Source organism: Microbacterium sp. M28 (genome assembly GCF_025836995.1).
Lineage (GTDB): Bacteria > Actinomycetota > Actinomycetes > Actinomycetales > Microbacteriaceae > Microbacterium.
Genome location: NZ_CP107546.1, coordinates 892,340 through 911,456, shown reverse-complemented (window position 1 = coordinate 911,456; position 19,117 = coordinate 892,340). Strand labels below are relative to the sequence as shown.

General features: G+C 69.4%; 16 protein-coding genes and 1 tRNA gene. 7 read left to right on the top strand and 10 right to left on the bottom strand.

From position 1 onward, the window contains the following. Positions 1-9: 9 nt before the first annotated feature. Positions 10-1,047, bottom strand: coding sequence for a cytochrome d ubiquinol oxidase subunit II (cydB, locus tag OED01_RS04535; protein WP_264157189.1), 1,038 nt, complete (start codon positions 1,045-1,047; stop codon positions 10-12). Between the two features lie 27 nt (positions 1,048-1,074). Then, complete coding sequence (locus tag OED01_RS04530) at positions 1,075-2,658, bottom strand: cytochrome ubiquinol oxidase subunit I (protein WP_264157188.1); 1,584 nt, start codon at positions 2,656-2,658, stop codon at positions 1,075-1,077. A 121-nt stretch (positions 2,659-2,779) separates the two neighbouring features. On the opposite strand from OED01_RS04530, the gene OED01_RS04525 reads away from it, so the two are divergent. Both OED01_RS04525 and OED01_RS04520 read left to right on the top strand, forming a co-directional pair. After that, complete coding sequence (locus OED01_RS04525) at positions 2,780-3,136, top strand: BlaI/MecI/CopY family transcriptional regulator (protein WP_264157187.1); 357 nt, start codon at positions 2,780-2,782, stop codon at positions 3,134-3,136. Between the two features lie 10 nt (positions 3,137-3,146). Then, complete coding sequence (locus tag OED01_RS04520; RefSeq protein ID WP_264157186.1) at positions 3,147-3,971, top strand: M56 family metallopeptidase; 825 nt, start codon at positions 3,147-3,149, stop codon at positions 3,969-3,971. Between the two features lie 99 nt (positions 3,972-4,070). Here OED01_RS04520 and cydC read toward each other — a convergent pair whose 3' ends face one another. Further along, positions 4,071-7,454, bottom strand: coding sequence for a thiol reductant ABC exporter subunit CydC (gene cydC / locus OED01_RS04515; protein ID WP_264157185.1), 3,384 nt, complete (start codon positions 7,452-7,454; stop codon positions 4,071-4,073). A gap of 79 nt (positions 7,455-7,533) precedes the next feature. Here cydC and OED01_RS04510 point away from each other — a divergent pair, with 79 nt between their 5' ends. Further along, positions 7,534-8,133 carry a short chain dehydrogenase gene (locus OED01_RS04510; protein ID WP_264157184.1) on the top strand — a complete coding sequence of 200 codons (600 nt, stop codon included), beginning with the start codon at positions 7,534-7,536 and terminating at the stop codon, positions 8,131-8,133. Between the two features lie 32 nt (positions 8,134-8,165). Here the strand turns inward: OED01_RS04510 and OED01_RS04505 are convergent, their stop codons facing one another. Further along, complete coding sequence (locus tag OED01_RS04505; RefSeq protein WP_264157183.1) at positions 8,166-9,971, bottom strand: glycoside hydrolase family 2 protein; 1,806 nt, start codon at positions 9,969-9,971, stop codon at positions 8,166-8,168. A gap of 135 nt (positions 9,972-10,106) precedes the next feature. Between OED01_RS04505 and OED01_RS04500 the strand changes: the two genes are divergently transcribed. Next, a complete protein-coding gene (locus OED01_RS04500) occupies positions 10,107-11,177 on the top strand; it encodes a LacI family DNA-binding transcriptional regulator (RefSeq protein WP_264157182.1) in 1,071 nt (356 codons plus the stop codon). Positions 11,178-11,229: 52 nt separating this feature from the next. Here the strand turns inward: OED01_RS04500 and OED01_RS04495 are convergent. The 4 genes from OED01_RS04495 to galU all read right to left on the bottom strand — a co-directional run bounded on the left by OED01_RS04495 (position 11,230) and on the right by galU (position 13,818). Continuing rightward, positions 11,230-11,302, bottom strand: a tRNA-Ala gene (locus tag OED01_RS04495). 51 nt (positions 11,303-11,353) lie between these two features. Further along, entirely contained in the window at positions 11,354-12,205 is an 852-nt protein-coding gene (locus OED01_RS04490) for a hypothetical protein (RefSeq protein WP_264157181.1), read from the bottom strand. Between the two features lie 75 nt (positions 12,206-12,280). Next, the gene (locus tag OED01_RS04485) at positions 12,281-12,910 is read right to left on the bottom strand and encodes a GNAT family N-acetyltransferase (protein ID WP_264157180.1); all 630 of its coding nucleotides are present in this window, start codon (positions 12,908-12,910) and stop codon (positions 12,281-12,283) included. A 20-nt stretch (positions 12,911-12,930) separates the two neighbouring features. Beyond that, positions 12,931-13,818, bottom strand: coding sequence for a UTP--glucose-1-phosphate uridylyltransferase GalU (galU, locus tag OED01_RS04480; RefSeq protein WP_264157179.1), 888 nt, complete (start codon positions 13,816-13,818; stop codon positions 12,931-12,933). 62 nt (positions 13,819-13,880) lie between these two features. Between galU and OED01_RS04475 the strand changes: the two genes are divergently transcribed. From OED01_RS04475 to mscL, 3 genes are read left to right on the top strand one after another with little or no spacing between them, the layout of a single operon-like run. Further along, positions 13,881-14,477: a 5-formyltetrahydrofolate cyclo-ligase gene (locus OED01_RS04475; protein WP_264157178.1), complete on the top strand. Its 597-nt coding sequence runs from the start codon at positions 13,881-13,883 to the stop codon at positions 14,475-14,477. A 15-nt stretch (positions 14,478-14,492) separates the two neighbouring features. Next, positions 14,493-14,765 carry an FmdB family zinc ribbon protein gene (locus OED01_RS04470; protein ID WP_264157177.1) on the top strand — a complete coding sequence of 91 codons (273 nt, stop codon included), beginning with the start codon at positions 14,493-14,495 and terminating at the stop codon, positions 14,763-14,765. Positions 14,766-14,792: 27 nt separating this feature from the next. Continuing rightward, positions 14,793-15,200, top strand: a complete 408-nt coding sequence (mscL, locus tag OED01_RS04465) for a large conductance mechanosensitive channel protein MscL (RefSeq protein ID WP_264157176.1) — start codon at positions 14,793-14,795, stop codon at positions 15,198-15,200. A gap of 23 nt (positions 15,201-15,223) precedes the next feature. On the opposite strand, the gene OED01_RS04460 is transcribed toward mscL, so the two are convergent. Together OED01_RS04460 and OED01_RS04455 are read right to left on the bottom strand one after the other, a co-directional pair. Next, positions 15,224-15,409 (bottom strand): hypothetical protein, encoded by a 186-nt coding sequence (locus OED01_RS04460; protein WP_264157175.1) that lies wholly within the window; start codon positions 15,407-15,409, stop codon positions 15,224-15,226. Continuing rightward, positions 15,402-19,112 (bottom strand): AAA family ATPase, encoded by a 3,711-nt coding sequence (locus tag OED01_RS04455; protein WP_413231607.1) that lies wholly within the window; start codon positions 19,110-19,112, stop codon positions 15,402-15,404. The genes OED01_RS04460 and OED01_RS04455 overlap by 8 nt, the downstream gene beginning before the upstream one ends. Positions 19,113-19,117 lie beyond the last annotated feature (5 nt).

The following is a 19,117-nucleotide window of genomic DNA, read 5'->3' as shown; positions in this document are numbered from 1 at the left end:
CGAGCCGCGTCAGGACGCCCGCAGGACGGCCGGGAGCACGATGTGCGCGTCCGGGATCATGCCGGGGGTCACGCGCTTGCGGAAGATCCAGTAGCTCCACGCCTGGTAGGCGAGGATCACCGGGAGCGCCACCACCGCGACCACCGTCATCACGCCAAGCGTGTAGGCGCTGTTCGACGCGTTCCAGACGGTGAGGTCGAACGCGGCGTCCACCGTCGAGGGGAGCACGAGCGGGAACATGCCCGCGAAGACCGCCCCGGCGCCGAACAGGCCGAAGCCGGCGTATCCGATGAACGCCCACCCCTCGCGGCGGCGCCGGGCCGAGATCCACCCGACCGCCGCACCCACGACCGCCAGCGCGATGAACGCCCAGGCGAGCAGATTCCCGCCGTGGGCGAGCTGCACCCAGATGGCCCAGACCGCGGCCGGGACCAGGCACAGCGGTGCCCACGCGGCGGCGAAGCGACCCGCACGCTCTCGCACCGGGCCGTCAGCCTTGAGCCCGAGGAACGTCGACGAATGCGCCAGCGAGAAGCCGACCACGGCGAATCCGCCGAGCACTGCCGGCACCGTCAACCAGACGAACGGCCCGCCCACGCGATCACCGTTCGCGTTGATCGGCAGCCCCAATGAGGTCAGCGCGAGTGCGGCACCGATGCAGAAGGCCACCACCAGCGACCCCAGGCCGATCATCCACGTCCAGAACGTGCGCCACCGCTCGGTGTGGATCTTGCCGCGGTACTCGATGCCGACCGCGCGCACGATGAGACCGACCAGTGTGATGGTCAGCGGGATGTACAGCGTCGAGAACAAGGAGGCGTACCAAGCGGGGAACGCCGCGAAGATCGCCGCGCCGGCCGTGATGAGCCAGACTTCGTTTCCGTCCCAGACCGGCCCGATGGTGTTGAGCATGACCCGGCGGTCGCGCTCCGACCGCGTGGAGAAGATCATGTGCATGCCGACGCCGAGGTCGAATCCCTCGAGCAGCAGGTATCCGATCCACAGCACGGCGATCGCGATGAACCAGACGACGGGAAGGGGTTCCATGGTCATTCCTCTCGATGCGGATCGGTGTCAGTACGCGAACGCGAGCACATCGTCGCGCTTGTCGTCGTCGGGTCGATCGTCAGCGGCATCCGCATGGGGCGCGAGCTCCGGCATCGACGCCGCCACTCCGCCGCGGATGTACTTCACCATCAGGAACAGCTCGATCACGAGCATCACTCCGTAGACCGCTGTCAGGGTGATGACGGAGAACAGCATCTCTCCCGCCGTGACGCCTGGCGACACGGCCGCCGCGGTGAACATGAACACGCCATCGACGCCCGTGGCATCCGGGTTCGGCGCGACGACGAACGGCTGACGCCCCATCTCGGTGAAGATCCAGCCTGCGATGTTGGCCGCGAACGGCGCGACGATGCCGAGCAGCGCCAGGCGCATGACCCATGGCGATCGCATCACCGTCCCCTTGCGGGTCAGCCACAGCGCGATCACGGCGCCGGCCGCGACGATGCCACCCAGCCCGATCATGAGCCGGAAGCCCCAGTACGTCACCCACATGACCGGCACGTACTCGACCTCGCTGCCCGCGCGGTCTCCGTAGAGCTCGTCATCGGGGATCGTCTCGCCGTACTGGTTCACGTACTCCGGCTCGAGGTCGCTGATGCCGGGCATCTCCGCGCCCCACTCCCCCGTGCCGAGGAAACCGAGTACGCCAGGGATCTCGATGAGGGTGATGACGTCCGCGCAGTCGCGGGAGCCGGGGTCGCCGAGCGAGAGCACCGAGAACGCCGACCCGGTGTGGCACGCCGCCTCCGCCGCCGCCATCTTCATGGGCTGCTGCTCGTACATGAGCTTGCCCTGGATGTCGCCGGTCGCGACAGTGCCGGCGAATCCGAGGATCGCGACGACGGCTCCGAACCGGAGTGACCACAGCCACACGCCGTGGTCCTTGCGATCGCGCCCTGGCACGGCATCCGCGGCGCCGACGACGACGTAGCCCTTCTCGTCGACCGTGTCGATGCCGTCGTGACGGCGGCGCCACAGGTGGTACCAGGAGATGCCGATGAGGAACATGCCCGCCACGACGAGTGCGCCGAGGATCGTGTGCGTGTACGCGGCCAGTGCGGTGTTGTTGGTGAGCACCGCCCAGACGTCGGTCATGACAGGCCGTCCGTCGTCTCCGAGCTCGACACCGACGGGGTGCTGCATCCAGGAGTTCGCGACGATGATGAAGTACGCCGAGATCCACGAGCCGATCACCGCGCACCACAGCGCCGCGAGGTGGAGCCCCTTGCGCAAGCGGCCCCAGCCGAAGATCCAGATGCCGAGGAAGGTGGATTCGACGAAGAAGGCGAGCAGGCCCTCCATGGCCAGCGGCGCACCGAAGACGTCGCCGACGAAGCGGGAGTACTCGCTCCAGGCCATGCCGAACTGGAACTCCTGCACGAGGCCGGTGGCCACGCCGACGATGAAGTTGATCAGGTAGACCTTGCCCCAGAACTTCGTCATCCGCAGGAACTTCTCGTCCCCGCTGCGCACCCACATCGACTGCATGATGGCGACGGACATGCCGAGCCCGAGGGTGAGCGGCACCATGAGGAAGTGGTAAACGGTCGTGATGCCGAATTGCCACCGGGCGATGTCGAGAACGTCCACTGCTGGTCTCCTTCAAAGAGCCTGGTCCAGGGATTCACGTGAATTCTACCAGTTGTAGAACTTCTTCGACAGAGCATAGAACAAATTCGACTGGGGGTAGAATAGATCCCGGAGGAATGACATGGGAACGCTCGGAGAACTCGAACGCACCGTCATGGATGCGATCTGGGATGCCGCGACCCCCGTCACGGCGTACGACGTGAAGGAACAGCTGGATGCGGAGGGGCGCGCACTCGCGGTGACGACCCTGCTCACCGTGCTCTCGCGGCTGGAGAAGAAGGGGTTCGTCGCATCGGACCGCTCCGCCAGACCGCACCGCTACACGGCCGTCGCATCTCGGGCGGATCATGTCGCCGAACTCATGCACTCGGTCCTCGGCGATGCCGGCGACCGCACCGCCGTACTCGAGCGCTTCGTGGGTGGCGTGTCCCCCGAGGATGCGGCCGTCCTGCGTCAGCTGCTCTCCGGCGCGGCCTGACGCTCTGCCCATGAGCCCGCTGGCCGCTGTGAGCGACGAAGCGCTCGTCGGCGCACTGGTCATCCCGCACGGGGTGATCGTCTCCGCAGCCATCGCGCTCGGCGTCGTAGCGGTCGCTCTCGCGTGGCCCGTGCCGGTGGCGCTGTCGCGCACGTCCTGGCCCATGCGGATGCCGGTGATCGCGCTGCTGCTCTGGCAGGCGATCGGACTCGCCGGCGGGTTGTCGATGATCGGCGCACTGGCGCTGGCGGGGTACTCCGTCGCCCCGGGCCACCCCTGGATCGCCTTGATCCCCGCGATCGCCTTCACCGTGTATCTGCTGGCGCATCTCGCCGTGACGGTCGTACAGGTGACCCGGCAGCGTCACCGCCACCTCGCTCTGCTCGACATGCTCACATCGCCGCACCCGACGCGGGCGCGCACACGAGTGATCGACGACGCCGTTCCGGTGGCCTACTGCCTGCCGAACGGCGCGCGATCGGTGACGGTGCTGTCGCAGGGATTGCTGGACCGGCTGGATGCCGATGAGCTCGTCGCCGTGATCGCGCACGAGCGCGCGCACGTCGAGCAGCGCCACGATCTGCTGCTGCTGGCGTTCCGCGCCTGGCGTTCGGCGCTGCCTTGGTTCCCGATCGCCGCACGCGCGGAGGCCGAGGTCGCGGCCCTCGTCGAGATGCTCGCCGACGATCACGCCAGGCGCGAGGTACGAGACGAGGTCCTCGCGCGTGCGATCCTCGCGGTCGGCGCGAGCGGCGTCCCGGGCGCCGAGCGCGTCGTGTCGGGCTCGACGCGGGTCAGCGACCGCTTCCGCCGGCTCACTCCCCTCGCTCGTTGATCGAGGACGGCGACGTTTCACGGACACGGTGACGAATCACGGATGTCTCACGTCGATCGGTCCGTGATCCGTCACAGCATCCGTTTCTCGTACCGGCGGTCACCGTGGGAGAGTCACCACGTCGTCGGACGGTTCTCGGTCTCCCCCGCGATGCGACACCAGCAGCACGACGCGATCGGCGGTCGCCATACGCACATCCGCCATCATGGCCGCGGCGGTCGGCTCGTCCAGGTGCGCGGTCGGCTCGTCGAGCAGGAGGACGTCCGCGCGCGTCAACAGCGCCCGCGCGACCGCCAGGCGCTGACGTTCCCCTCCCGAGAGCGCCGATCCCCCGGCTCCGACACGAGTGTCGAGCCCGTCCGACAGGCCGCCCAGCAGCCCGCCCAGCCCGGCGCGCTCCAATGCGGACCGCATGGCCTGCTCGTTCGGGGCGTCCGCACGCGTACGCGCCAGCAGGAGGTTCCCCCGCAGCGTCGAGTCGAAGACGTACGCGTCCTGCGGACACCAGGCCACACGGTCGCGCCACGCGCGCTCCTCCAGGTGCGTGAGGGGTGCGCCGTCCGCGACGATGGCCCCCCGCTCCACGCGCAGCGCCCCCATGACGGCGGACAGCACGGTCGACTTCCCCGAGCCAGACGGCCCGCCCAGGACGAGCCAGCGCCCACGGCGGGCCGTGCCGCTGACGTCGGCCACGGCCGGATGCGCAGCACCCGGATACCGGATCGTCACGTCGTCCAGGGCGAGCTCCTCGACTTCGGCATCCGGCGTCGAGGTCCCCCAACGGGGTGCAGGAGCCGGCTGCAGAACCGGGCCCAGGCGCGCCAGCAGGGCACGCAGCGACGGAACACGGTGCGCCGCGGCCACGAGACCGATGAGCGGCTCGATCAACGCGAGGGCGAGCAGAGCGATCACGGACGCGTTCTCGGCCGGCACCTGCGACGACAGCGGCGCGATCACGACGGCCAGCACCGCCAACGCCGCGGTCACCATCGCCGACCCCAGCCCGGCGGACCACGCCGCGCGGCGCTCCGATTCCGCGAGCCGAGCGGCCGCGGCATCCAGGACGTCCAGCGCAGCCCTCGACGCGGCGTTGCCGCGCAGATCGTCCGAGGCCGTCGTGAGCGCGGCCGTTCCCCGCACGATCTCCGAGCGAGCAGCGACGCGCGCGGCGCCCGCGCCGTGCTCGGAGGTGATCGCGACGAGAGATGCCGTCGCGACTGCGAGCACCAGCATGAGCGCGACGAGCACGGTCAGGTGCGGCGTCACGAACCCCGTGGTGACGATCGCCGCTGCCATGACCAGCACGCCGGCACCGATCGGCGGAAGCACGCGGGGCAGCTGATCGCGCAGATCGTCGGCGAGCGTGACGAGGTAGTCCAGTGGTGCGCCGCCCTCGAGCAGGCGACGCGACCCCGCGCCTCGTGCCGCGATCGCGCCCCACAGCCGCAGGCGCAGCGCATCGACCACCTGGAATGCGGCACGGTGGGTCACCAGGCGCTCGGCATAGCGGCCGACAGCGCGGCCGATGCCGAACGCACGGACGCCGACGATGGCGACGAGGAGGTACATGATGTACTCCTCGATGCTCGCTCGCACGATGAGCCAGCCGGACACCGCCGTGAGCGCGATGCCGAGACCGGCGGCGAGCGCGGCGAGCAGGACCGAGGCGATCCAGACCCACCGGTGCGGCCGAAGGAGCGCGCGCAGCGTGAGACGGTCCGGCCGCCCGGCGGTCGCGAGGCGTCCTGGGGTGGGCTCCGCGGCGCCGATCCGCACCACCTCACCCGCCGCGGTCCCGTCCTCTGCGGGGGTCGCATCCGGACGCTCCGAGTCGTGCACGGCGGCATGATGCGCCACCTCTGTGTCGGGAGCCGCAGCGACCGCCCCGTCGATCGTCGGTCCGACCGGGATCGCGACAGTCGCCAGCGCCAGCGTCTCCGGTTCATGACTGGCCAGAACGACCACGCAGCGATCGGCGCGTCGAAGGATCGCCGCGCGCACGAGATCGGCCGCGATCGGGTCCAGGTGAGCCGTCGGCTCGTCCAGCACGAGCAACCGAGCCCCGGCATCCACGCGCGCGAGCGCCCTGGCCACCGCCAAGCGGCGCTGCTCTCCCGGGCTGAGCTCCGCCACGGACGCGTGAGCGAGCGCCGCGAGCCCGACTTCATCGAGCGCCGAGCGGTCCGCGCCGTAGAGCGCCAGTTCGTCGACCGGCGTCGTGGCGAATGCGCGCGGCGCCTGCGGCGCCCACGCAACGCTGTCCGCAGCGATCCCGACCACTCGGCCGTCGACCTCGGCGTCCGAGGGCAGAACACCGGCGAGCGCGGCGAGCAGGGTCGACTTGCCCGCGCCGCTCGGGCCCGTGATCGCAGTGATGCCTCGCATCTCGGCGTCGATCATCTCCAGGGCGGGGCGATCGCGCCCCGCGTAGCGGACCGACAGCGACTCGATGCGGATCGTGTCACCGCCCGGCTCTCGCACGTCGCCACCCGTCGCGCGGCCGAGCAGCGCCTTCGCACGGTCGAGCACCGACAGACCGTCCTGGGACGCGTGGAAGGCGGTGCCGACCTCCCGCAGCGCCGTGAAGCACTCCGGCGCGAGGATGAGCGCCAGCAGCGCCGGCTCGAGCTCCATGGTGCCGTTCAGCAGGCGCAGCCCGAGGAACACGGCGACGATCGCGACCGAGATCGTCGCGATCAGCTCCAGGGCGAGCGCCGACAGGAACGCCCAGCGCAGCGTCTCCTGCGTGCGCGTGCGGTAGCGCGTCTGGATGTCATCCAGCGCGCGGGTCTGCTCGGCGACACGACCCAGCCCGACAAGCACCGGGAGTCCGCGTGCGAGTTCGGCGAGATGATCCGCCAGGCGCGTCAGGGCGCTGAGGGCGGCATCCGTGCGCTGCTGGGTGTGCTTGCCGATCAGGATCATGAACAGGGGCACGAGCGGCACCGTCAGCACGATCACGAGCGCGCTGAGCCAGTCGGCACCGAGGATGCGCGCGCCGACGATCAGAGGCACCACCGCCGCCGAGATGACCGCCGGCACGGTCTGCACGAAGTAGTCGTCCAGATCGTCCAGCCCGTCGGCGGCAAGAACGGCGATCCCGCCCCCCGAGACGTCGCCGTCCGCGATGCGACGCCACAGACGCCGTCGCAGATCACGCTTGACGCCGGTGGCCAGGCGCCGTGCGAGCACGGACGTCGCCCACTCGCCACCCGCCCGCAGCAGCGCGCCGAGCAGACCGAGGACGAGGATCAGCCGGACCGCGCCCGCATCGAGGCCCCCTCCGGCGAGCGCGCCGATCCCCCGCGCGACGGCCTCGGCTATGAGCACGAGTCCGAGGGCTCGCGCCGCCGCGAGCACGCCGAGTCCGTACAGCGACCGCCGAGGCACCGCAGACAGGTCGGGACGCTGGAAGCCGGGGGCCTGCGCCGCACGCTCGGCTTCGAGCACCCACGGATCGTTCGGGACCTCGGCTCGACTCACCCTTGAATTCTACAATGCGTAGAAGTACTGCCGGACCGATCCGGAATGAGAGGCTGGAGGTCGACACAAGGAGCAGATCGTGCCTCAGAACATCCTCGTCATCGGAGCCTCGGGACTCATCGGATCGGCCGTCGCCGACGTTCTCGACGCCCGCGGACACCACGTCACCCGCGCATCGCGCAGCACCGGCGAGCGCGTCGATCTCCGCGACGAAGACTCGCTCGTCGCACTGTTCGACCGCGTCGGGCCCCTGGATGCCGTCGTCACGGCAGTGGGCTCGGTGCCGTTCAAGCCCCTGAGCGAGCTGACACAGGACGACTTCCGTGCCGGTTTCGACGACAAGACGCTGGGCCAGATCTCCGTGGCGGCGCTCGCGGCGACGCGACTGCGCGACGGCGGCTCCATCACGGTCACGACGGGCATCCTCGACGGCCGCCCGGTACCGACGGGTGCTGCGGCCTCGGTCGCAAACGGCGCCCTGAACGCGTACGTCCGCGCCGCTGCCCCGTACCTTCCGCGCGGGTTGCGCATCAACGCGATCAGCCCGAACGTGCTGCTCGAGGCGCCCGGCTACCACGCGAGCTTCCCCGGGTTCACGCCCGTCCCGGCCTCCGACGTCGCCGGAGCGTTCGTCGAGGTGATCGAGGGCGAAGGGACCGGCGCCGTCGTCGCGGTCTGAGGCTCAGACCATCGGTCCCTTCGCCCTCCGCTTCACACCGCGCCCGCAGGAGTGCCCGTGACGAGCGAGCGCAGCACCTCGAAGGGCAGCTTGGGCGAGCGATCCGCCCGCAGCAACCCGTTTGCCTCCTGCAGGGTGTCGGTGAGCTGCGTGTAGCAGAACCCGGTGACGACGGGGCTGGCGTGCAGCGCCGCGAACAGCCCGCCGACCGTGAGCCGATAGTCCTCGTCGGTGTTGACGACCGCGTAGCCCCAGGTCCCCTCCCCCGCATACGAGATGCCGCCGAACTCCGTCACCATGAGCGGGAGGCCGTCGTCGATCGACGCCCGAGTCTCGACGAGCGTCGGCCGGCGGTTCGCCGGACCGGGGCCCGCGAGCAGCGTGCGCACCGCGTCGAGCGAGGCGTAGTTCGCGGCGAGCGCTTCGGGATCCGTCGTGTAGTCGTGGATCGCGATGATGTCGCTGTCGATGTGCTCCCACCCGTCGTTGGACACGACCGGCCGCGTCGGATCGAGCGCCCGGGTGAACGACGCGATGGCCTGCACGAACTCCCGCTGCTGGCGCGATCGGTGCATGTCCTGGACGCCCCAGCTCTCGTTGATCGGAACCCACGTGACGATGCTCGGGTGTCCGCGGTACTGCTCCACGATCTCGGACCAGTCCGACATCAGAGCGGCGGCGGCACGCGGCGTGTACTCGTACGCGCCGGCGGTCTCGCCCCATAGCAGCAGCCCGAGGCGATCGGCCCAGAAGTGGAAGCGCGGGTCCTCGACCTTCTGATGGATGCGAGCGGCATTGAAGCCCAGCGCCTTGATCGCCTCGACCTCGGTGCGGTAGGCCTCCGGCGACGGCGCCGTCAGGTGGCTGTCGGGCCAGTATCCCTGCTGAAGCACGGAGCGGATGTAGTACGGGTGACTGTTCAGAACGAACCAGCCGCGATCGACCTCGGTGGTGCGCAGTCCGACGTAGCTGCCGACCTGGTCGAGGACGTCGTCCTCTTCGTCGAGCACGTCGACGGTCACATCGATGAGCGTCGGATGCTCGGGCGACCAGAGGAAATGCTCCCGTTCCTGCGCGTTCCTCAGCACCGGCAGCTCGATCGAACCGCCGACGCGTGTGCTGAGGGCGTCGAAGACGGCCGACCCCAGCGGCTTCTCGTCGTGATGCAGCGCGACCCGCACGCGCTGGCCTGCCGACGGCTGGTGCGCGAGCACGATCTGCACGCCGACGGTGGCGCGCGTGCTCTCGAACGTCGAGTCGAAGGAGACGACGTGCTGCTCGGCGACCTCCTCGCACCAGACCGAACGCCAGATGCCGGTGCTGCGCTGGTACCAGATGCCGTGCGGGCTCTCCCGCCAGTCCTGCTTTCCTCGAGGGAGCTCGGTGTCGTGCGGATCATCGTGCGCACGCACCACGATGACGTGCTCGTCTCCGTCACCGAGCGCGTCCGTGATGTCGGCGCTGAAGGCGGTCTGGCCTCCGCGGTGCACGGCGACCTGCTGTCCGTCGACCCATACGCGCGCCTCGTGATCGACGGCGCCGAAGTGCAGGATCACTCGTACGCCAGGGCGGCGACGCGCGGTGATCACACGGCGGTACCAGACGACCGCGTGATACCCCGTTTCGCCGAGGCCGGATGCCGCGCTCTCCGGCACGAAGGGCACCGTGATCGACAGCGGGAACACGCTTTCGTCGACCGCGGCGAACCATCGTTCACTCAGCCCGTGGTCCGCGTCGTCATAGGCGAAGCTCCAGTCGCCGTCCAGCGGCGTCCAGCTCTCGCGCACGAGGCGAGGTCGCGGGTAGCTGCCGTCCTGGATGGTGGCACGAGGCATCATGAGGTCATCTCCTTCGATCGGACTTCTATTAGCGCATGCAATTTGCTGCGTAGCAAACCGAAACGCCGGCTATACAGTGAGACGACAGGCGGCCGTGCGGATCGCGCCGGCGCCGCGACGGATCGGAGGTCATCCATGCCCGTGAGCATGTCCGACGTCGCCCGTCACGCAGGGGTGTCTCAACGCACAGTGTCGAACGTCGTGAACAACTATGTCCACGTCTCCCCGCAGACCCGCGCACGCGTCGAGGCCAGTCTGCGCGAACTCGGTTATCGGCCCAATGTCGTCGCACGGCAGCTCAGGAGCGGCCGCAGCGGGACGATCACGCTCGCGCTCCCTGGCCTGCGTGAGCGCTACTTCGCCGACCTCGCCGAAGCGGTGATCGAGCGGGCGCGTGAACTCGGCCTGAGAGTGCTCATCGAGACCACCGGTGGCGGGCATGCCCGGGAGGTCGCCCTCCTCCAGGGCGGCGGCGATCAACTGACCGATGGCGTGATCATAAGCGCGCTGAGTCTCGGCCCGGACGACGACCCTCTCGAGCGAGCGGACCACCCGCTCGTCCTGATCAGCGATCGCGAGTACGACGGACCGCTCGATCATGTCGGCATCCCGAACCGCGAAGGCGCGGCGGCCGCCGTCCGCCACCTGGTCGACTCCGGGCGTACGCGGATCGCCCTTCTCGGCGCCGCGAAGAACACCGAGCACAGTTATACGCTCCGACGACAAGGTTTCGACGAGGCCCTCGCCGAGGCCGGGCTCACCCTCGATCCCGCCCTCGAACTGGTCGGAGTGTGGACACGGGACGAGGGCGAACGCCTCATCACCGAGCTCCTTCGCAGCGGCACGACGCTGCCCGATGCGATCTTCGGCCTGAACGACTCGATCGCGCTCGGCGCGATGAGGGCTCTGCTGCGTGCCGGCATCCGCATCCCGGATCAGGTGATGCTCATCGGCTTCGACGACATCGCCGAGGCTCGCCGCTCGAGCCCGTCGCTGTCGACGATCGCGCTGTCTCGGGACGGCCTCGCAGCGAACGCGCTCGAGCTTCTCAGCGAGCAGTTGGAGGGCAAGCACGGCGAGCGTCCAGCGCGGCACCGTCGCACCGGATTCGAACTGAAGATCCGCGAGAGCACCTCGCCCGCCTTATGCGGAGAGCGACGAATCGTCAGCCCTCAGCGGACGACAGCCAGACGCAAGAACGGCTGAACCCCCGAAACTGGGAACTCAGCCGTTCTTCCTGTCTTGCGACATCTCACGGTGGACCTAAGGGGATTCGAACCCCTGACCTCCTCGATGCGAACGAGGCGCGCTACCAACTGCGCCATAGGCCCGTGAACCTCCGTTAGATTATCACGATCTTCGAGGTCCGATTCGCCATTGGCTCAGCCGGCGGCTCGACGAGCGAGCATCTGACGGACGTGGTCCTCGATCTCTGCGTCGTCGACGAATCCCATGCGGGAGTAAGGAGAATCCGCCGCTGCCGGCGTTTCCCGCGGCGCGAGTCGGACCGGTTCCGCGGGTGCCATGCTCGCGGCGCGCTCGCGCAGCTCGGCGAGGCGCTCCGCACGTCGCAGCTCCTGGGTGGCCTCGATCTCGGCCCGCGCGACCTGCGCACGCGATCCGGCCAGCGAGGTGAGCGGTTCGGGCAGCGGCCTCGGAGTCCAGGACGCGGTGCCCTGATCGTGGAGCGGAGGCGACACTCGTGGCGCACTCGCTTCCGCGACGACGGCCGGTCGTCGCGCGGCGCGGGAGGCGACGCGCGCCATCCGCTGCAGGACGATCAAGGCTGCCAGCGCGAGAGCGCCGCCGACCCAGGCGAGCATCTGGACACCGGTCGTGACGATCTGCCATGCGCCGACACCGGCGACCGCCAGACCGATCAGCATCGCGATGAGGGCTGTCACGCGGACGCGACGCCGTGCGCGCGCCTGCTGCAGGGCGGGGTCGGCCTGCGCCGCGGCGAGTTCTTCGCGCAGGCGCACGAGTTCGGCGGCTTCCTTCTCGGACTGCACGCGTTTGGCGAGCTTCTGCTGCGCCAACGCGGTGCGGGCGTTGAGCTCGAGACGGACCTCGTCCGGCGTCTCACTCGTCTCGGCCAGTACCCGGAGCGCCTGATTCAGGCGAACGGCGTTCCGTTCGGCCGCGTTGTACTGGTAGCGTCCGCGCCAGCTGGGGAGCAGGTAGAGCATCCACAGGAGCACGGCGACGAGGACGATCACGCCCCCACTCAGCACCGGCCCATCCATACGCTCAACGGTAAGGGCACGCACCCCCGCGGCCGCGGAGTACGAGCGCGTGTCGCCTGCGAATCAGATGGACAGACGATCCGATGGCGGGATCGCCGCCGCATCCTGGGGGGCCTGCCCCTCGACCCACCGGGCGAGCACGCCGCGCGGTACGTCCTCCCTGGTCAGAGCGAATGCGTAGTGGTCGCGCCAGTCCCCGTCGATGTGGATGTACCTGCGGCGCAGTCCCTCGTAGCGGAAGCCCAGCTTCTGAACCACCCGCAGACTCGCCGCGTTCTCGGGCCGGATGCAGATCTCCATCCGATGCAGCCCGTACTCCATGAAGCTCGCATCCGTCGCGAGCGCGACCGCGGTCGGGGTGATGCCCTTGCCGGCGAACCGCTCGCTGACCCAGTAGCCGATCGTCGCCGAGCACAGCGATCCGCGCGAGACTCCCCAGATGTTGAGCTGGCCGGCGATCTCGCCGTCGTACAGCATGACGAACGGGTACCCGGCTCCGTCACGGTACTGCTGCAGCAGGCGTCGGATGCCCACGCGCATGTCGAACGACGCGGTGCCGTTCGGCACGGTCGCCTCCCAGCGCTGCAACCAGGAGCGATTGCTCAGCAGCTCCTGCTGCAGGGTGCGCGCGTCACGGGTGCGGACGAGTCGAAGTTCGACCTTGCCGTGCCGGTGCCCCGTCAGCAGTTCCATCGCACGTCTCGCTCCGCCGCCTAGAGGCGCTCGGCGAACTCCTTCAGCCACGGACGCAGGTCCGCGCCGAGGTCTTCACGGTCGGTCGCGAGCTGGACGATCGCCTTGATGTAGTCGACCCGATCACCGGTGTCGTACCGGCGACCGCGGAAGATCACGCCGACGACGCCCGGTCCGCCGGGACGCGTGGCCAGCTCCTGGAGAGCGTCGGTCAGCTGGATCTCGCCGCCCTTGCCCGGTTCGGTGTGCTCGAGGACGTCGAACACGCTCGCCGGGAGAACGTATCGTCCGATGATCGCCAGGTTGGACGGCGCGTCCTCCTGCGCGGGCTTCTCGACGAGATCCGTGACCCGCACCACGTCGTCGCGGTCGGTCGGCTCGACCGCGGCCGCGCCGTACATGTGGATACTGGCGGGGTCGACCTCCATCAGTGCGATGACGGCCGCGCCGGTGGCTTCGTGAACTTCGAGCATCGTGGTCAGCAGCGCGTCGCGCTCGTCGATCAGGTCGTCACCGAGCAGCACGGCGAACGAACTGTCGCCGACGTGCGTCTTGGCACGGAGGACCGCGTGGCCGAGCCCCTTGGGCTCGCCCTGACGGACGAAGTGGATGTCGGCCAGGTCGCTGGACTGCACGACGCGGGCGAGCCGCCCTGTGTCGCCCTTCTCCATCAGCTTGACCTCGAGTTCCGGCACGGAATCGAAGTGGTTGGAGATGGCGTTCTTATTGCGCCCGATGATCACCAGGATGTCGTCGATGCCCGCCGCCGCCGCCTCTTCCACGACGTACTGGATCGCCGGCTTGTCCACGACCGGCAGCATCTCCTTCGGCATCGCCTTCGTCGCGGGGAGGAAGCGGGTGCCCAGTCCGGCAGCCGGGATGACAGCCTTGATCATGTGTTTCGCCATTGGGCCAGCTTAGCGGGCACGCGCTGAAGGCCTTCCCTGGTCGGCCGTCTAGACTCGGGACCATGTCGACCGACATCGAGCACGCGAAACGCGCGCTGCGCGCCGAACTCCGCGAGCGACGTCAGCTCCTCTCCGATGCGCAACGGGCCGCTGCCGCATCCGCGATCGCCGACCGCCTGGACGAGCTCGTCGATCGGCTCGGCGCCCGCTCCATCTCCTGCTTCCTGTCGACGACCACCGAACCCGGCACTCGCGAGTTCGTCGAGCGGGCGGTACGGCGAGGCATCCGAGTCCTCCTTCCCGTGTCCCGAGCGGACGGCCTGCTGGACTGGGCCGTCGCGGACGACTCCCCCGACGTGGCCGAAGGTCTCTTCGGTCTGCCGGAGCCGACCGGCGAGGTGCTCGGCCCGATCGCGGTCAACGATGTGGACCTCATGATCATCCCCGCAGCCGCCATCGACGAGACCGGGATGCGGCTCGGCTGGGGTCGCGGCTACTTCGACAAGACCATCGGTTCCATGGAGAGATGCCCGCCGGTCTACGCGGTGATCTATGATTCCGAGGTACTCGAAACCCTTCCGCGGGAGGTGCACGACCAGCCCGTCACCGGCGTCGTGACCCCCACCCGGACACTCACGCTGTCGCCTGCGCGACGCTGATTCCAAGGAACAACCATGCCCACCTATGCCTATGCCTGCACGCGGTGCCGCCACCAGTTCGACGCCGTCCAGAGCTTCTCGGATGCCGCGCTCACGGTGTGCCCGGAGTGCGGCGGCGCCCTGCGCAAGCAGTACGGATCGATCGGCGTCACGTTCAACGGCTCCGGCTTCTATCGCACCGACTCGCGCAGCGGAAGTGGTGCGAAGTCGGAATCGTCGGCATCATCGAAGACGGAATCGTCGACGAGCGCCAAACCGGCACCCGCGACGGCACCGGCCTCGAGCTGAGGCCCGAACCGAAAAGGGGGGATCCTCGTGATCCAGGGATTCAAGGAGTTCATCACCAAGGGCAACGTCATCGACCTCGCGGTGGCGGTCGTCATCGGCGGTGCGTTCACCGCGATCGTCAACGCCGTGGTGTCGAGCATCATCAACCCGCTGGTGTCGCTCTTCTTCGAAGCAGACGCCGCCGGCAACTTCGGTCCGACCGTCACCAACATCTACGGCAACGAGGTGACGTTCCCGATCGGCGATCTCATCTCCGCGATCATCAGCTTCCTCGCCGTCGCCCTCGTGGTGTACTTCGTGTTCGTCCTGCCGATGAACCGCTACAAGGAGCACCAGGCCGCGAAGAACCCGGCCGTGGAAGAGGAGACTCTCCCGAGCGAGCAGGAGCTGCTCATCGAGATCCGCGACCTGCTGCGCAAGAACAACACCGTCTGACTTCCGGTGGCGAGCGGCGCGCGTCAGTAGTGCGGCGGGACGTCCTGCCGCAGACGCGCGTCGTTCGGGCCCTGGTCCTTCACCGGCGCGGCAGCCGCGGCATCCTTCGCCGCCACATCCGGGGACGGATCAGTGCCAGGCGCGGGCGTGAGCCGCGCACGCCGAGACCCTGCGACCCGCTCGACGCGCTGACGCGGCTGGTCAGCCATCGCCCCGCTCGATCGGCTGCGTGTCCAGGTCCACCCGCTGGGTGTCCGACGAGATGCCGAGCACCTCGGCGATGCGGTTCGCCGCGGTCGCAGGGTCGCTGTACAGGTCGAACGCGTGCACGCGGACGTAGTGCCATCCGAGACGCCGCAGCACATTCGGTCGCAACCGAAGCGACTCGCGCAGGGACTCCCCCCGCGACTCGGGGTCGGATTCGATGACCACGGCGCGGCCGTTGTGCTGTGCGACCAGCGGCAGCAGTCCGCGGTAGTCCACATCGACGGATGCCCCTGCTCGGCGCAACTCGCGGGCGAGCGCCAGAGTGAGCGGGTCGGCGAGGTCCTCCAGACGCGCCTCGCGGGACCGTCCCGCGAGCCCGCCCAGGATGGACATGAGGGTCGCGGCACCGTGCTCGAGCCGGCCGTCGTCGAAGGACGAGGGGCGGATCGAGGACACCAGGACCATCGAACGTCGCGCACGCGTCATTCCGACCGTCAGCAGACGCTCGCCATCCGGACGGGACAGGTCGCCGAAGTCACTGAGGACCCGGCCGTGCTTGGTGAGGCCGAACCCGAGCGAGAAGATCACTCGGTCGCGGCTCTCGGCCACGGACTCCTCGAGCGTCAGCACCGCGAACGGCTCGGCGGTGTCCCGCGACACGAAGGCGGTGACGTCGCTGCGACCGGCGAACGCGTTGGTGACCGCGGCTCGGACCCGCTCGGCATGCCGCGCGCTCGCGGTCACGACCATGAGCGATTCCGTCGGACGGTGGACCGCATGCTCGACGACGAGCGTCACGACACGGGACACCTCGGCATCCGGACTCTCGACCGCACCGGAGATCGGATCAGGTGCCCCGACGCCGCCCTCCACGTAGTCGACGGTGAGGCTGCCGCGTCCGAGGTACGAACCGGCCCAGGGCAGGGACTGGATCTCACCGCCGTAGAACGCGTCGTTGATCAGTTCGGCGAGATCCTCGCCGCCGGCACGGTAGCTGCGCGTCAGCGTGGCGACCGGCAGCAGCTCGGCCAGCCGCTCGAACACCGACACGGAGTCGAACGGAACCTCCGACTCCCACTCCTCCTCGCCCGCGACAGCGACACGGAACGGCGTGGGTCGCTGCGTGACGGGATCGCCGAACGCGACGACCTGACGGGCCCGGCGGATCGCCGGCGCCGCCTCGGCGAGGTTGATCGCCGCGGCATCCACCAGGAGCACTGCATCGAACTCGACGCTGTCCGGGATCTCGGGGACCTGATAGGGCGATGAGATCCAGGCGGGGGCGAGCACGGACATCAGGGTCGGCGCAGCACTGACGATCTCCGCGGTCGTCGGCACGCCCTGGGTGAGCGCGCGACGCAGGTTCTGCGACTCGGTCGGCTCGTCGACGATCGCGATCTTCCACTGGTTGGCCAGCTGCCAGGCCAGCAGCGGACCGGCCATGGCCGCGTGCGCCTCGTCCACGAGACGGAAGTCGCGCTCGAGACGATCGACGACCGCGGTGTTGGCGCCCAGCAGCGACCGATCATCCTGCAGCGACCGCTCCAGCAGCGACTGCCACCAGGCGAACTCGAGCTCGTCGGCGACCCTGTCCTCGGCGACGTGACGCACCGACAGCTCCGCCAGCAGCGGCGCGAGGCCGAGCCGGGCGAGATCATCGCGGATCGCGGCGCGCTCGACGAGGTTCTCGAACACGTCGGACTTCGCCGCGAGACCGGCGAGCGTGCGCACGAGACGTGCCAGCGGAAGGGTGGCCAGCGGTTCACGGCGTCCGAGCGCGGCATCCAGCTCGGCGAGCTCCGCCTGGACGCGCTGCCACGAGACGTAGACGTCGGACAGGCCCAGCGGGATCTCGGGTGCGACGCCTGCGTCGACGAAGCGCTGCCACTCGGTGCGCTGCTGCTGGATGCGCAGCAGAGCCTCGTGCATGTCGAGGATGTGCACACCGGGGCGGACATACTCCTTGGCGAGCTTCTTCAGCCGTCGCCGGTTAGCCCCGGACATGCCGGGTGCGTCGCGTCGCGAGCCGTGGGCCTGGATGAGCTCACCCAGCGGACGTTCGAAGACGGTCGGGCTGAACCGATCGAGGGAGTCGCGCATGCCTTGCAGGAGCCGCAGGTACTCCCCCAGTTCGTCGATCGTGGCGAACGGGCGCATCCGCGTCTGCGCGATGAGCTCGTATCCGCGCTCGAGCAGCGCCGGCACGCTCGTAGAGCTCAGGCGCCCTGCCAGATCATGGGCGCCGCGTGCCGCCTCGGTGGTCTCGAACGTCACGCCGTACCAGGGCGAATCATCCGGGCCGAAGCGGAACTCGCCGAGACGCGCCGCCTGCACGAGCTTCCCGGCCGCCGCGCTGCGGTCGCCGGCGAGTCGGGCGAGCGCATCCGTGCCGAGGCGCGCCGTGGTCGACGGAGGGTGCTCGAGGGAGGCGAGTCGGGTGAGCTGCCTGGTCGCGTCGAGGACCGACGCCCCGGTACCGGCGACCGGGCTCGTGAGGGCGTGCCGATAATCGCGCAGCACCGTGCGCAGGCGCACCAGAGCGTCGTCGACCTCGCCTGCCTTGGGCGCGACCGCCTTCTCGTTGCGACCGATGGCGTGCACGAGATCGCGACGGATCGAGGCGGGACTGACGGCGAGGCTGTCGAGCCCGATGCCGTTCAGGCGATGGCGGACGCCATCGAGCGTGGAGCGCCGCGCGGAGACCACGAGGACGCGCTTGCCCGCACGGATCAGTTCGCCGAGCGCGTTGATGACGGTCTGGGTGCCACCGGTGCCCGGCAGGGTCGCGATCGCCATGGACTGGCCGGCCGCGATGCGGGCCAGCACGGCTTCCTGCTCGGAATCGGCATCCAGCAGGAGATTGTCCGAGGCGGGCGCCCGATCGTCCGGGCTCGTCACGGGGGGAACAGGGCGTTCGGCCGTGAAGCGTTCGCGGTCGTCGACGTGACCGGCGAGCGCGTTGAGCACGGGGTGGTCGAGGTTGCGGCTGTCGGCCGCCATGGCCGATGCGACGTCGGCGAACACCGACACGACAAGTCGCGGCTGCACCGAGAACGTGTCGATCGAGCGGGTGAGCGCCCGAAGGCTGTCGATCACCGGCTGCGGCTTGAAGATGCCACCGTCGTAGGCCAGCGCTGCGAGTGCATCCGAGTCGATCGTGATGCCGAAGTGCTCGCGCGCGATCCGCACCAGCTGCGGGTTGACCGAGAACGACCCCTGGAGCTTGAGCTCGAAGTCGGAGTGGTGACGGCGGATGGCGAGCGGCCGGAGCAGCACGGGCGCCGAGAACGGGACACCGCCGATCCGCCAGCCGGCGAGTCCGACGGCGAGGTGCACGGCCTCGATGCCGCGGACCGTGCGCAGTTCGGTGTGCTTGGCGGTGATCCGCTCGGCGGCCAGTCGTGCCGTGCGCAGACCCACCTCGTCGCGGAAGAGGTTGGACAGCAGCGTGGACCGCCCGGTGATGAACTGCGGAAGACTCCCCGGATGCGCCTTGGAGATGTCGATCCCGCCCTCGACGGTGTCGTGGTAGCGCACCAGCGGCGATGGTCCGCCGAGGTCGGCGGCTTCCGCTCTGAGGCGCGCACGCTCGGCGTCGGCGGCATGCGGTAGATCGACGCCGGTCGACGACTCGCCCAGCGCGCCGAGCGTCACTGCGGCCGTCGTCTCCGCGTCATCCGCAGACTTGTCCGTTCGTCGCCACACATATC

Excerpts from the sequence above, each read along its gene's own strand:
- OED01_RS04505 (WP_264157183.1), bottom strand. The coding sequence starts at position 9,971 with ATGATGCCTCGTGCCACCATCCAGGACGGCAGCTACCCGCGACCTCGC.
- OED01_RS04525 (WP_264157187.1), top strand. The coding sequence starts at position 2,780 with ATGGGAACGCTCGGAGAACTCGAACGCACCGTCATGGATGCGATCTGG.
- OED01_RS04520 (WP_264157186.1), top strand. The coding sequence starts at position 3,147 with ATGAGCCCGCTGGCCGCTGTGAGCGACGAAGCGCTCGTCGGCGCACTG.
- OED01_RS04500 (WP_264157182.1), top strand. The coding sequence starts at position 10,107 with ATGCCCGTGAGCATGTCCGACGTCGCCCGTCACGCAGGGGTGTCTCAA.
- OED01_RS04460 (WP_264157175.1), bottom strand. The coding sequence starts at position 15,409 with ATGGCTGACCAGCCGCGTCAGCGCGTCGAGCGGGTCGCAGGGTCTCGG.
- cydB (WP_264157189.1), bottom strand. The coding sequence starts at position 1,047 with ATGGAACCCCTTCCCGTCGTCTGGTTCATCGCGATCGCCGTGCTGTGG.
- OED01_RS04485 (WP_264157180.1), bottom strand. The coding sequence starts at position 12,910 with ATGGAACTGCTGACGGGGCACCGGCACGGCAAGGTCGAACTTCGACTC.
- OED01_RS04470 (WP_264157177.1), top strand. The coding sequence starts at position 14,493 with ATGCCCACCTATGCCTATGCCTGCACGCGGTGCCGCCACCAGTTCGAC.
- OED01_RS04475 (WP_264157178.1), top strand. The coding sequence starts at position 13,881 with ATGTCGACCGACATCGAGCACGCGAAACGCGCGCTGCGCGCCGAACTC.
- galU (WP_264157179.1), bottom strand. The coding sequence starts at position 13,818 with ATGGCGAAACACATGATCAAGGCTGTCATCCCGGCTGCCGGACTGGGC.